At 72.7% G+C, this 14,153-nt stretch carries 7 protein-coding genes; 4 read left to right on the forward strand and 3 right to left on the reverse strand.

From position 1 onward, the window contains the following. Positions 1-32: 32 nt before the first annotated feature. Positions 33-1,451 carry an NAD(P)/FAD-dependent oxidoreductase gene (locus OG202_RS35160; protein WP_327727610.1) on the forward strand — a complete coding sequence of 473 codons (1,419 nt, stop codon included), beginning with the start codon at positions 33-35 and terminating at the stop codon, positions 1,449-1,451. Between the two features lie 753 nt (positions 1,452-2,204). Here the strand turns inward: OG202_RS35160 and OG202_RS35165 are convergent. Then, positions 2,205-2,891 carry a phosphatase PAP2 family protein gene (locus tag OG202_RS35165; RefSeq protein WP_328224129.1) on the reverse strand — a complete coding sequence of 229 codons (687 nt, stop codon included), beginning with the start codon at positions 2,889-2,891 and terminating at the stop codon, positions 2,205-2,207. Between the two features lie 356 nt (positions 2,892-3,247). Beyond that, complete coding sequence (gene gabT / locus OG202_RS35170) at positions 3,248-4,591, reverse strand: 4-aminobutyrate--2-oxoglutarate transaminase (protein WP_326576573.1); 1,344 nt, start codon at positions 4,589-4,591, stop codon at positions 3,248-3,250. A gap of 334 nt (positions 4,592-4,925) precedes the next feature. Here gabT and OG202_RS35175 point away from each other — a divergent pair, with 334 nt between their 5' ends. The 3 genes from OG202_RS35175 (at position 4,926) to OG202_RS35185 (ending at position 11,000) form a co-directional block, all read left to right on the forward strand. Further along, the gene (locus OG202_RS35175) at positions 4,926-7,055 is read left to right on the forward strand and encodes an ATP-binding protein (protein WP_327727607.1); all 2,130 of its coding nucleotides are present in this window, start codon (positions 4,926-4,928) and stop codon (positions 7,053-7,055) included. A gap of 216 nt (positions 7,056-7,271) precedes the next feature. After that, positions 7,272-9,155, forward strand: coding sequence for a PucR family transcriptional regulator (locus OG202_RS35180; protein WP_328224130.1), 1,884 nt, complete (start codon positions 7,272-7,274; stop codon positions 9,153-9,155). Positions 9,156-9,503: 348 nt separating this feature from the next. Further along, on the forward strand, positions 9,504-11,000 hold the full coding sequence (locus OG202_RS35185) for an aldehyde dehydrogenase family protein (RefSeq protein ID WP_327727605.1): 1,497 nt from the start codon (positions 9,504-9,506) through the stop codon (positions 10,998-11,000). Between the two features lie 188 nt (positions 11,001-11,188). Here the strand turns inward: OG202_RS35185 and OG202_RS35190 are convergent, their stop codons facing one another. Further along, positions 11,189-14,041, reverse strand: coding sequence for a glycoside hydrolase family 3 C-terminal domain-containing protein (locus OG202_RS35190; protein WP_328224131.1), 2,853 nt, complete (start codon positions 14,039-14,041; stop codon positions 11,189-11,191). Positions 14,042-14,153 lie beyond the last annotated feature (112 nt).

Here is a 14,153-nt window from a genome sequence, read left to right on the forward strand (position 1 = left end):
AGCCTCTGCCGACTCTGTAGGGAGTTGAAATCATGGCCCCGAGCGCCATGAACCGTTGGACGAAGTCGCTTTCCGACGCACAGCCGGTCCCGTACTGGCTCGACGACCCCGGCAAGCCCCACCCCGAGCCCGCGCTCACCGGCGCCGAGAGCTGCGACCTGCTGGTCGTCGGCGGCGGCTACAGCGGGCTGTGGACCGCGCTGATCGCCAAGGAGCGCGACCCTGGGCGGGATGTCGTCCTGCTGGAAGGCCGTGAGGTGGGCTGGGCCGCCTCCGGCCGCAACGGCGGCTTCTGTGCCGCCTCCATCACCCACGGCCTGGCCAACGGCCTCGCCCGCTGGCCCGAGGAGATCCACAAGCTCCAGGAACTGGGCGACCGCAACCTCGACGAGATCGAGGCGGCGGTCGCCCGCCACGGCCTCGACTGCGACTTCGAACGCACCGGCGAGATCGACGTCGCCACCGAGCCGTACCAGGCCCGGGAGCTGCGCGACTGGTACGACGAGATCGCCCGCGAGGGCCTCGCCGACGGCATCGAGTTCCTGGACGCCGACGCCGTCCGCGACCAGGTCGCCTCACCCACCTTCGAGGCGGGCCTGCACGACCGCCGGGGCGTCGCCATGCTCCATCCCGCCAAACTCGCCTGGGGCCTGAAGCGGGCGTGCCGGAACCTCGGCGTCCGCGTCTACGAGCACACCCCCGCGCTGACCCTGAGGACGTACGGCGCCGGCATGGCCGTCCGCACCCCCTACGGCCACGTCCGTACCCGTCAGGTCGCGCTGGGCACGAACATCTTCCCCAGCCTGGTCAAGCGCGTCCGCGCGTACACCGTCCCCGTCTACGACTACGCCCTGATGACCGAGCCGCTGACCGCCGACCAGCTGGCGGCGATCGGCTGGAAGAACCGGCAGGGGCTCGGGGACTCGGCCAACCAGTTCCACTACTTCCGGCTCAGCGCCGACAACCGGATCCTCTGGGGCGGCTACGACGCGGTCTACCAGTACGGCGGCCGGGTGCGCGCCGAGTACGACGACCGGCCGGAGACGTACGCCAAGCTCGCCGGGCACTTCTTCACCTGCTTCCCGCAGCTGGAGGGGGTCCGCTTCACCCACGCCTGGGGTGGCGCGATCGACACCTGCTCCCGCTTCTCGGCGTTCTTCGGGACGGCCCACCAGGGCAGGGTCGCCTACGCGGCCGGGTACACGGGCCTCGGCGTGGGCGCCACCCGGTTCGGCGCGGACGTCATGCTCGACCTGCTCGCCGGGGAGCACACCGAGCGCACCGAGCTGGAGATGGTCCGCAAGAAGCCGCTGCCGTTCCCGCCGGAGCCGTTCGCCTGGACCGGCATCGCCCTCACCAAGTGGTCGCTGGCCCGCGCCGACTCCCACGCGGGCCGCCGCAACCTGTGGCTGAAGGCCATGGACCGGCTGGGGCTGGGCTTCGACAGCTGACGGAGCGAGAGCGCCGACGGCGTGAGGGCGTGAGGGCGCACACGTGATCAACAGGCGTACGCCCTGCTGAGCGTGCTGCCTCATTCACCACCAAGAAGTGGTCGGAACCCGCGTAATGCCCGGCCGGAACCTCTGTCTGTGCTCCTGACGCGAAACCGCGTCAGGAGCACTACAGAGAGGAAGGTCCCTGTCATGACTGGGGCCAAGACGGCGGCCGAGTGGCTGGCATCCGTGTCACCGGATCCCGAGGCCTGCCGCTGGGAGTGGGAGCGCAACCGTTCCTGTGGACTGAGCGGGGTGAGTCCGTTCAGCCGCGCGCCCCGAACGGTCTTGGGCGAGCTGGTCCCCGGTGTACTCGACCCCGGGTGGCGACACGCATCCTGTGCGTGGTCCGGGCCCGGGAGGCCCCCGCGGCCGGAGGCCGCTGATGAACCAGCCCTGCGCGACCTGGCCACAGAGGTACGGCCAGAGGCGACGGGGAGGCCCTGAACCATCCTCTGGTGGAGCAGGGGCCCCGCACGCCGACGCCGTACCCGGTGTCCCAGGTCGCACGACCACGTCAGCCCGATCAGCCCAGGGCACCGCAAGCCCGCAAGCGGACGATCACACGATCGAGCTAACTCGGCCTTGTGCGCACTCCTGGCACCCCCCGGGGTCGCCCTGCTTCCGGCCGGCAGGGCCTGGGACGTGTTGATCCTGCCGAACGCACTCGGCTATCCCACGCTGGATGTCCTGACCAGTCGACCGAGAACCTCACCCCGCAGGACGGCGACGCACCCGGAACCACAGCGAGGAGAGCAGCGTCGCGCACACGCACCAGCTCGCCACCACGTCGAGCGGCCAGTGGTAGCCCTGGCGCACCAGGCCGAAGCCGACCCCGAGGCTCAGGACGACCGCGAGGACGACGACCGCGCGGCGCGCGAGGGTGCCGCGCAGCCAGGGCAGCAGAAGCAGGGCGGCACCGCCGTAGGCGATGGAGGCGGTCGCCGTGTGGCCGGAGGGGTAGAAACCCGTGCCAGGGCCCATGATCGGCGGGCCCGAGCGGGCGATGAGCTCCTTCAGCGGCACGACCCAGAGGGGCACGGCGGCCATGAGCAGGGCTGCCGCGGCGGACGGCCGCCACCAGTGGTCCCCACCGGTGGCGCGCGTACGCCACGCGACGCACACCAGCACCAGGACGAGGACCGGGACGGCGACCGTGACGTTGCCGAGGTCGGCGAGGAGCTGGGTGGGGGCGCCCCGCTGGACGAGGGAGTCGCTGAGGCGTCCGTCCGCGCGGGCCAGTGGACCGTGCGCGAGGACCTGCCAGGTGATCAGCGCGAAGAGAAGGGCCGGGGTGCCGAGAAGGAGGAGGGCGGCAGGGCGGCCGGAGGGGGTGGTCGGCCGTCCTCGAACAGGGGGGGTGGTTCGAGGACGGCCGACCGGATCGGTGTGCCGCACGCCCCGGGGGGTTTGGGGCGGGCGGCCATCCGATCGGTGAGGAGATCCGGAGCCGGAAGCTCCGGGTGTGTGCGCGAGGGCACGACCAGGGCGAAGCTGGGGAGGCCCCGACCCGGTGTCACCCACAGTCCCCTGTGGGCGGGGTGTATCTCTCATCTGCGTTAGAACCTACGACAGGGAACGCGGCGAGGACAGGAGGAATCGCGACCCGACATGCACTTTGCACACCTTCTTCACGCCCTCCGACACTCGTCCACAGAGACCGGAATCCGGGATCGGATTCCGGTTCCGGGGAGCGTGGGACGTCGGAGGCGGATGGGGGATTCCGTATGCGGGTGACCCGCGACGGCGGCTGCTCAGACGCGGGTGAACGCCTGCTCGATGATGTCGAGGCCCTCGGTGAGGAGGTCCTCGCCGATGACGAGCGGCGGCAGGAAGCGCAGCACGTTGCCGTAGGTGCCACAGGTCAGGACCAGCAGGCCCTCCTGGTGGCAGGCCTTCGCCAGCGCGGCGGTCGCCTCCGGGTTCGGCTCCTTCGTCGTACGGTCCTTGACCAGCTCGATGGCGATCATGGCGCCGCGGCCGCGGATGTCGCCGATGACGTCGAACTTCTCGGCCATGGCGGTGAGGCGGGTCTTCATGACCGTCTCGATGGTCTTCGCCCTGGCGTTGAGGTCGAGTTCCCTCATCGTCTCGATCGAGCCGAGGGCGCCCGCGCAGGCGACGGGGTTACCGCCGTAGGTGCCGCCCAGGCCGCCCGCGTGGGCCGCGTCCATGATCTCCGCGCGTCCGGTGACGGCGGCGAGCGGGAGCCCGCCGGCGATGCCCTTGGCGGTGGTGATCAGGTCCGGGACGATGCCCTCGTCCTCGCACGCGAACCACTGGCCGGTGCGGCAGAAGCCGGACTGGATCTCGTCGGCGACGAAGACGATGCCGTGGTCGGAGGCGAACTCGCTGATCGCGGGCAGGAAGCCCTTGGCCGGCTCGATGAAGCCGCCCTCGCCGAGCACCGGCTCGATGACGATCGCGGCCACGTTCTCCGCGCCGACCTGCTTGGTGATCTGGTCGATCGCCTGCGCGGCGGCCTCCGGGCCGGCGTTGTCCGGGCCGGTCGGCCAGCGGTAGCCGTACGCCACCGGGACGCGGTAGACCTCGGGCGCGAACGGGCCGAAGCCGTGCTTGTACGGCATGTTCTTCGCGGTCAGCGCCATGGTGAGGTTGGTGCGGCCGTGGTAACCGTGGTCGAACACGACCACGGCCTGCCGCTTGGTGTACGACCGGGCGATCTTCACGGCGTTCTCGACGGCCTCGGCGCCGCTGTTGAAGAGCGCGGACTTCTTGGCGTGGTCGCCCGGGGTCAGCTCGGCGAGGGCCTCGGCGACGGCGACGTAACCCTCGTACGGCGTGACCATGAAACAGGTGTGCGTGAAGTCCTGGAGCTGGGCGGTCGCCCGGCGTACGACGGCCTCCGCGCTCGCGCCGACGCTCGTGACGGCGATGCCCGAGCCGAAGTCGATCAGCCGGTTGCCGTCGACGTCCTCGATGATGCCGCCGCCCGCGCGCGCGGTGAACACCGGCAGCACCGACCCCACTCCCGCCGCGACCGCGGCGACACGACGGGCCTGCAGCTCCTGGGACTTCGGTCCGGGGATGGCGGTGACTACGCGGCGCTCCTGGGGAAGCGGCGGAAGGGCGGTCATGGGAGCTCCCTGGTGATCGTGCGTGTGTACGACATGGGGCGTACGGGGCGGGTCGGCGATCGCGCCGACCGGTGAGGGTGTTTTCGGACGCTTGCCTTCTTTTCTCGCAGGCTAGGGCGGCGACCGGAAGGTGGGCATGCTCCATGTGGGCGTTGTCGCGTGTTCGTCTTGTCCGCGTTGGACATGGAGGAACGGGGGCACGCGTGTGCGCCCGACCGCGTAATACGGTGAGCACACGGGTCCGCCCGGCCGCGTAAACGGTGAACTCCCCTTGTGGGAGCGTTAGATTGGCTCGCTGATGGTGGACGGAACGGCTGGTCAGGGGGCAGGCGCGATGAACAGCGACGGAACGCGGGACGTACGGGGCACGCATGCGCATCCTGTGCCGCGTCCGGCGGGGTCGCCGGAGATGCCTTCGGTACCTCCCGTGCCTCCCCTGCCCTCGGGCGCTCCGGGAGTGCCGCCCAGGCCGGACGGGAACGCCTTCCTGTCCTGGCTGCGGACACCGCGACCCGACGCGGCGCCCGGTGTGTGGAGGTTCGGGCATCGGCCGCGGCCGGAGGAGGAGCCGGAGACGGTCCCCGGTCTGCAGCTGCTCGCCGGCGCCCTGATCGCGTTCCTCGTCGGCTGGCTGGTCTGGTCCCTGCTCTTCAACGGCTACCTCGGCGGCTGGTGGATGCTGCCGTTGTGGGCGATGGTCCCCGAGTCCTGGGCGCCGCCAGGCTCGTACGCCTCGGTGGTCTTCGGCTACGTCTGGTACACCGTCGTTGCCCTGGTAATCATGATCGGCGTGGGTCGGCTCGGCCGCTGGGGCGAGGTCTGGCGCCGGTACGGGGCGTCGCGCTTCCGCCGGCCGCGGGTGCGGCAGGTCGTACCGCCGCCCCAGGACGACCCCGCCCAGTGGAACCAGCTTCGGGAGGCCGGGGCCGGGGAGGCTGCTGAGCGGCTGGCTGTCGAGGCGGGGGCCGGGCTCATGCGGGATGTGGATCACGCGCGGATCATGCGGGCGTGGCAGGGGGTGCGGAGCGGACGGCACAGTCTGGCGACGTTCACCGGTGCCGTGCTGAAGGACGGCGCGGCGGCGTGTCTGCACCCCTCCGGGGAGCGGGACCTGCCCGCCCGGCTGGCCCGGCACGACATGGTCACCGGGCAGGTCCGCCTGGGCGGCACCGTCGACGACCCACGCAACCCCTACGCCTACCGTGGCACGGGCCTCGCTCTGGGTCCCGAACTGCTCGGTACGTCCCTGTTGGCCGTCGGGCCCGCCGGGTCGGGGAAGACCGGGAGCGTGGTCTGGCCGGTCGCCGAGTCGCTGTGTCTGCACGCGCTCGCCGGGCGGGCCGCCGTGGTGGTCGTGGGGGCGGCGGGGGCAGGGCTCGGACCGGCCGACGCGTACGACGTCGTCGTGCGGATCGGGAACCCGGAGTCCGTGTACGACCTCGACCTCTACGGCGGGACCACGGACCCCGACGAGGCCGCGGCCGTGCTCGCGGAGGCGCTCGTCGGTGATCTCGCCGACCCCCACCCGGGCGGCGACAGCCGGCGCTCCACCACGGTCCTCGCCCAGCTGCTCGGACCGTTCCGGGCGGTGCACGGGCGGTTCCCGTCGGTGCCGCAGCTACGGCAGCTGCTGGACGGCGCCCCCGGTCCGCTGGGCGAGCTGCGCAAGGGCCTCCAGGACGCGGGACAGGAGTCGCTGCTGCGGGAGCTGGACGCGCGGGAACGGCAGCTCGGGCACCCCGGGGACGTCGGCTCCGTACTGGCCGACCGGGTCGCCCTCCTCGACCGGCCCGCCTTCGCCGGGTTCTTCGACACTTCCGGCCAGTCCCGGCCCTTCTCCCTCCGGGCCCTCGACCACCCCGTACGGGTCCGTATCGACCTCCCCGAACGCGGTCACGCCGACGCCTCGCGCATCCTGGCGCGGCTGGTGCTCGCGCAGTTCACCGCGAGCGTCGCCGTACGGGAGGACCGGTCGCTCTTCGCCTGCCTCGTGCTGGACGACGCCACGGGGGTCGTCACCCCCGAGGCCGTACGCGGCATCCAGCGGCTGCGGTCCGCCAACGCGGGCGCGGTCCTCACGCTCCGCACCCTGGACGACGCGCCCCGGCCGTTGCGCGGGCCGCTCCTCGGCGCCACCGGCTGCCGGATGGCGCTGTCCGGGCTCACCCCGTGGGACGGGCAGGACTTCGCCGAGGTCTGGGGCAAGGAGTGGACCGAGGCACGGGACGTCACCGACCGGCAGATCATCGCCGACTCCCCGGCGGGCAAGGCCTGGCACGCGCTGCGCCGCGTCATCACCGGCCATGCGCCCACCGCCCGGGCCGTGACCGTACGCCAGGTCGAACGGGAACGCTGGTCCGCCTCCGAACTGGCGCACGGTGTGCCGCCGGGCCACGCGGTGCTGTCGCTGACGAACGTGCGGGGCGAGCACGCGCCGCCGCTGCTGGTGGATCTTCGGGGCTGAGGGCGGCGAGCCGGGCGGCGGCCGGGACGCCGTTCGGTTCGAGCCATTCGGTGTGCGATGCGTGGGACTTGTGATCGTACGGTGAGGCAGAATCGGGACAGGTCGTTCATACGCGGCGGCCAAAAGCCGATGTTCTCCCGCAGTCCGATCCGCGTCCGACTCCCCTCCGCCTCCGCTCCCCTCCGCCTCCGTCTCTGACGTCGACCTGAAGGTCCCATGCCCCCCACGCTCGCCTCGCTCGTCCACCACTCCGCGCTCAAGCTGACCGTGCGGGCCGGCGAGGACCGCCTGGACGTGCCGGTGCGCTGGGCGCACGCCAGTGAGCTCGCCGACCCCGTGCCGTACATGGAGGGCGGAGAACTGCTGCTGATCACCGCGTTGAAGCTGGACGCGGAGGATCCGGAGGCGATGCGGCGCTATGTACGGCGGCTGGCGGGTGCCGGGGTCGTCGGGCTCGGCTTCGCCGTGGGGGTGCACTACGAGGACATCCCCGAGGCGCTCGTGCGCGCGGCCGAGGGGGAGGGGCTGCCCCTCCTGGAAGTGCCCCGGCGCACGCCCTTCCTCGCCATCAGCAAGGCGGTCTCGGCCGCCATCGCCGCCGAGCAGTACCGGGCGGTGACAGCGGGGTTCGCCGCGCAGCGGGAACTCACCAAGCAGGCGTTGACCGACGGCCCCGAGGGCCTGCTCCGCGCGCTCGCCGGGCAGGTCGACGGGTGGGCCGCCCTGTACGACGCCTCCGGTGCGGTCGTCGCGGTGGCGCCCGAGTGGGCGGAGCGGCGGGCCGGGCGGCTCACCGGCGACGTCGACCGGCTGCGGGACCGGCCGGCGCCGGCCAGCGCGGTCGTCGGCGGCGAGGACCGTGTCGAACTGCACTCCCTCGGCACCGGCCGCCGGGCCCGCGCCGCCCTCGCCGTCGGCACGGCGGCGGCCCTCGGCACGACCGAGCGGTACGCCGTCCACTCCGCGATCGCCCTCCTGACCCTCACGACGGAACGGTCGCGCTCGTTGCACGCCGCCGAGCAGCGGATCGGCGCGGCGGTGCTGCGCATGCTGCTGGCAGGGGAGTGCGACCATGCGCGCGCCGTCGCCGGGGATCTGTACGGAGGCCTGTTGGATGCCCCGTTCCGGCTGATCCTCGCGGAGTCGGCGTCCGCTTCGGCGGCGCGGGCACGGGTGGAAGGGGCGGTGAGCGCGGTGGGTGCGGTGGGTGCGGTGGAGGAAGCGGCTGGGGCTGGGGCTGGGGCTGGGGCTCGGGCTGGGGCTGGGGCTGCGGATCCGGGCAGGGGCGGGAACGCGGCCGCGCGTGGAGGCGGGGCCCGGTCCGGTGCAGGGGCGGACCGCGCCGGGCCCGGGGCTGCGGCCGGGCCCGGGGGCGGGGCCGTGGAAGCCGGGCGGGCTGTGATGGGCGCGGCGGTCGCCGTGGGCTCGGGTGGTGATCTGCTCGGGCAGCTCGTCGAGGTCGTGGAGGCGGCTGCCGCGCGCGCCGGGGAGGCTGTGCTCGTCGTTCCGGACGGGGAGCGGCTCGTCGTGCTCGCCGTGGACGGGGGAGCGGCGGTCGAGGCGTGCGGGGAGTTCGCGACGGCCTTGGAGGCGTCGCGGGCGGCCGGGCCGGATGCGGTATCCGCTGCCGCTTCCACCTCCGTCGCCGCCCCTGTCTCCGTCGAGGAGGAGGAACTCGTCGTCGGGCTGTCCGCGCCCGCCGGGCCGATCGCGGCCGCCGCCGCGTACAAGCAGGCCGAGCAGGCGCTGTCCGTGGCCCGGCGGCGTGGGCGCTGTCTGGTCGAGCACGAGGAGCTCGCCGCCGGGTCCGTTCTGCCGCTGCTGGGCGACGACGCGGTGCGGGCCTTCGCCGACAGTCTGCTCCGCCCGCTCCGGGAGCACGACGCGACCGGGCGGGGGGATCTCGTCGCCTCGCTGCGGGCGTGGTTGTCGCGCCACGGGCAGTGGGACGCGGCTGCCGCCGACCTGGGGGTTCATCGGCACACCCTGCGCTACCGGATGCGGCGGGTGGAGGAGATCGTGGGGCGCTCGCTGGACGATCCCGATGTGCGGATGGAGCTGTGGCTGGCGTTGAAGGCGACGGCTGCGGCGGGGGAGTAGGGGGCTCTTTCGCCCCCGCCGCCCCTACCCGTTCCCGTCCCCAGGGGCTGCGCCCCTTCGACCCCCAGGTGCGGGTCCGGTGGGGGCTGGTCGCGCCGTTCCCCGCGCCCCTGAAAAGGCAGGGGGCTGCGCCCCTGGCTTTTCAGCGGCCCGTAGGGCTGTGTCGTTCAGGGGCGCGGGGAGCGGCGCGACCAGCCCCCACTCACCCGCACTCGACGCACCCACCCCGCCAATCCGGCACAACCCCCGGCCGCACTCATACGTACCGGACAAACGACCTCCCGCCGCCCCGGCCCTACCGTGGAGCCGGAAGCTGAAGTGCCACCCACCGAAGGGCCGGGATCGACTATGACCGCCACCCACGCCTTCTGGCTCGCCGGCCGCCAGGCCACCGGTGAGACCACGTTCGATGTGACGTCGCCCTGGGACGGCCGCCTGGTCGGCAGGGTGAGTGTGCCGACGGACGAGCAGGTCGAAGAGGCCGTGGCCGCCGCGTACGCCGTGCGGGACGCGTGCGCGGCGACGCCGGCGCATGTGCGGGCCGCCGTCCTGGACCACGTCAGCAGGCGTCTGGTCGAGCGGACCGAGGAGATCGCACAGCTGATCTCCGCGGAGAACGGCAAGCCGATCAAGTGGGCGCGGGGTGAGGTCGGCCGGGCCGTCTCCGTGTTCCGGTTCGCGGCCGAGGAGGCCCGGCGGTTCAACGGCGGCGAGGCGCAGCGGCTCGACACCGACCTGGGCGGACAGGGGCGGCTGGCGTTCACGCGCCGCTTCCCCAAGGGCGTCGTCCTCGGTATCGCGCCCTTCAACTTCCCGCTCAACCTCTGCGCCCACAAGATCGCCCCGGCGATCGCGGCCGGTGTGCCGATCATCCTGAAGCCCGCCCCGGCCACCCCGCTCTCCGGGCTGATCATCGGAGAGCTGCTCGCCGAGGCCGAGGCCCACGCGGCGGGCGCGGTCGGCGCGGCCGGCGCGGGAGCCGGGACCGTCCTTCCCGTCGGCTCCTGGAGCATCCTCCCCGTCGCCAACGACCGCATGCCCGCCCTCGTCCAGGACGAGCGGCTGCCCGTGATCTCCTTCACCGGGTCCGAGAAGGTCGGCTACGCGATCATGGACTCGGCGCCGCGCAAGCACTGCACGCTGGAGCTGGGCGGCAACGGCGCGGCGGTCGTGCTCGCCGACTTCGCGAGCGACGAGGACCTCGACTGGGCCGCGACCCGTATCGCGACCTTCTCGAACTACCAGGGCGGCCAGTCCTGCATCTCCGTGCAGCGGGTGATCGCGGACGCGTCCGTGTACGAGCGGCTGCTGCCGCGCATCGTCGCCGCGGTCGAGGCCCAGGTGACCGGCGACCCGTCCGACGGCGCCACCGATGTCGGGCCGCTGGTCAGTGAGGACGCCGCCCAGCGGGTCGAGGCGTGGGTCGAGGAGGCCGTCGGGGCCGGGGCCGTCCTGCGCACCGGAGGCAAGCGCGACGGCGCCTCGTACGCGCCGACCGTCCTCACCGACGTACCCGCCGACGTCACCCTCTCCTGCGAGGAGGTCTTCGGGCCCGTCCTCACCGTACGGAAGGTGGAGGGGGAGGCCGAGGCCTTCGCCGCCGTCAACGACTCCAAGTACGGCCTCCAGGCGGGCGTCTTCACCCACGACCTGCAGACCGCCTTCCGCGCCCACCGCGCGCTGGAGGTCGGCGGCGTGGTCATCGGCGACGTGCCGTCCTACCGCGCCGACCAGATGCCGTACGGCGGCGTGAAGCAGTCCGGAGTGGGGCGTGAGGGTGTGAAGTTCGCGATGGACGACTACACCTACGAGCGGGTGATGGTGCTGACGGGGCTCGCTCTGTGAGGTTCCCGGCCGCCCACGATGCTTCCGATTCTCGGAAGTATCGGAAGCATCGGAAGTGGTCCCCGGCAACCTCTAGCTTGTGACAATCGTTTTCATGTAGCCTGGGGTCAGATCCCGGGATGAAGGGGCCCGGCACCGATGCCTTCCGGTGCCGGGCCCCTTCTGTGTGTCGGCCTGCTTCCGGACCCTCAACCGGAGAAGCCGACGTGCGCCAGCCGCAGTGGGCCGCGCAGCCTGAGGTGGACGTCATGTGTGCCGGCGGCCGAGACGGCGGCGCGCACGGTCGTGTACGTGTACGGGTCCGCGGTGGGGGTGCCGAGCGTCAGCGTCGCCAGCACCGGGCCGCCGACCAGGGAGAACTCGACGCTGCCCGCGCCTGCCGCCGCCACCGTCACCTCGGTGACACCCGCGCCGAAGTCGCAGGCGTGGAAGAGCAGTTCACCCGATGCGCCGTCCGTCGGCGTCACCGCGTCGCCCGACACCTTCGTACGGTCGACGATCTCCGTGCCGCGCTGCTCGTCGAAGTCCGCCGCGTCCAGGCCGTGCGTGACGACCGGGCGCGGAGCCATGGGTGCGCCCTCGACGGCGACGCTCGTACGGAGGCGGATGTCCTCGCTCGACGCGCCGACCAGCAGTTCGTACGCGCCGGGCTCCAGGTGCCAGGTGCCGTGCGCCACGTCCCAGAACTCCAGCACGGAGAGCGGGAGCCGGAAGGTCAGCTCCGCCGAGGTGCCGGGGGCGAGGGTGATGCGGCGGTGGCCGGCCAGCTCGCGGCGCGGGCGCGGGACGGACGGGTCCTCGGCGCGGACGTAGAGCTGGGCGACCTCGTCGGCGGTCACCGCGCCGTTGTTGGTCACCGTGCAGGAGACCGTCAGGTCGTCGTCACCCACATGGGCGCGGAGGTTTCCGTACGCGAACTCCGCGTACGACAGCCCGTGGCCGAACGGGAACAGCGGGGTGCCCTCGAAGTAGAGGTAGGTCTGGCGGGCGCCGATCACGTCGTAGTCGAGGAGGTCGGGGAGGTCCGCGTCGGACGCGTACCAGGTCTGCGGGAGGCGGCCCGCCGGGGAGACGTCGCCGGCGAGGACACGGGCCAGGGCCGTGCCCGCGGCCTGGCCGCCGTGCGCGGTCCACACGACGGCGGGCAGGTCGGCGGGGTCGACGGCGTACGGATAGGCAGAGACGAGGACCAGCGCGGTGTTCGGGTTGGCGGCGCGGGCCGCGCGCAGCAGACGCTCCTGATGGGCCGGGAGCGCGAGGGTGGCGCGGTCCTCGGTCTCGCGGCCGTTGATGTGCGGGTCGTTGCCCGCGACCACGACGACCACGTCGGCCTCGGCGGCCACGCGGGTGACGGACGCCTCGCCCCGTTCGGTCACGACCAGGTCGAAGATTTCCGGATTGCTGTCGGCAACCTTTACTCCGTCGGTGCCGACAGTGACGTACCGGCCTGTCCCTGTGTGCTTGAGGAGGTGACCGTTCCCGTGGGACTCGGAGGGCTCCAGGCGGAACGTCTCCTGGACGATCCAGCCGCCCGGCTGGTCGGCCGAGGCGCGCAGATAACCGTCGTCGGCGACCGAGAGGTAGCGGCCGTCCGGCGCGCGGAAGGTGAGCACGCCCCCGCCCCAGTCGACGAGGGCCAGTTCGGTGCCGTCCGCGTCCGTGGTGAGCGGCGACAGGTCGGTGCGGCCGGCCAGGAGTGCCGGGTCGAGGGCACCCTCCGCGCCACGCACCTCGTCGGCGGTCTCGGGCGCCTCGGGCACGGACACGTACGCGCCGGTGGACAGCGCCCTGAGGCGTACGCGGTCCACGCCCTCCGCGAACGTCACGCGCTCGGCACCGAAGCGGTCGTACAGGCCTTCGAGCGGGGTCGAGCGGTGGATGAGGGTGCCGCTGTACCAGTCGAGCTTGCACTCGTCGGCGAGCAGGCCGACGACGGCGATCCGGGTGTCGGCGGCGAGCGGCAGGAGGGCGCCCTCGTTCTTCAGCAGCACGATCGCCTGCTCGGCGCTCTCCTGGGCGAGGGCGCGGTGGGCCGGGGTGTCGAAGTCCTTGGCGTCGGCGTACGGGTCCTGCTCCGGGTCGAACTCGCCGAGGCGGAAACGGACCGACAGTTGGCGGCGGATCGCCTCGTCGATGTCGTCGGTGGTCAACAGGCCCTGGTCCAGGGCGCCCCGGAGGCGTCCGACCATCGTCGAACCGTCCGTGCCGTGGTCGGTGAAGCTGTCGACGCCGGCGCGCAGCGAGGCGGCGGTCGCCTCCTCGTGGGTGTCGAAGTAGTGCTCGGAGTCGACCAGGTTCGACGGCGCGCCCGCGTCCGAGCAGACCAGCAGGTGCTCGTCGGTCCAGGTGCGCAGGTGCTCGGCCAGATAGGGCGAGACGTGGTTGGGGCGGCCGTTGACCAGGTTGTACGCGGGCATCACCCCGGCCACCGCGCCCGCCTCGACCGTCTCGCGGAAGGCGCGCAGGTCGTACTCGTGCAGGACGCGCGGGCGGACCGAGGAGGAGGTGGTGGAGCGGTCGGTCTCGTTGTTGTGCGCCAGCCAGTGCTTGAGCACGGGGGCCGTGCGCCAGTACGTGGGGTGGTCGCCGCGCAGGCCGCGGGTGTACGCGGTCGCGATCGCCGAGGTCAGCCTCGGGTCCTCGGAGTAGCCCTCCTCGTTGCGGCCCCACAGGGGGTGGCGCAGCAGGTTGACCGTGGGGGACCAGACGTTGAGGCCGACGCGGTCGTCGCGGGCGCGCATCGCGCGGGTCTCGGTGGAGACGGCCTCGCCGATACGGCGGACGAGGTCCTCGTTCCAGGTCGCGCCGATCCCCACGGCCTGCGGGAACACCGTCGCGGGGCCCATCCAGGCCACCCCGTGCAGGGCCTCCTGGCCGGTGCGGAAGGCGGCCACCCCGAGACGGTCGACGGCGGGCGCGAACTGGTGGAGGAACGCGATCTTCTCATCCGGGGTGAGCCGCTGGAGCAGATCGTCGATGCGCTTCGCGAGCGGCAGCCGCGGATCGCGGAAAGGCGGCGTGGGCGGCGTCTGTGCGGTCACGGTGGGGATCCCTTTGCGGTGGAGCGGCGAGGCACTTTCGAAGCGCTTCGATGCTCATTCGGCCGTGGGGTGGGTGTCAAGAGACCACGGCGCAACAGATCCGTTTCCCCAC

This window comes from Streptomyces sp. NBC_00310 (assembly GCF_036208085.1).
Taxonomy (GTDB): Bacteria; Actinomycetota; Actinomycetes; order Streptomycetales; family Streptomycetaceae; genus Streptomyces.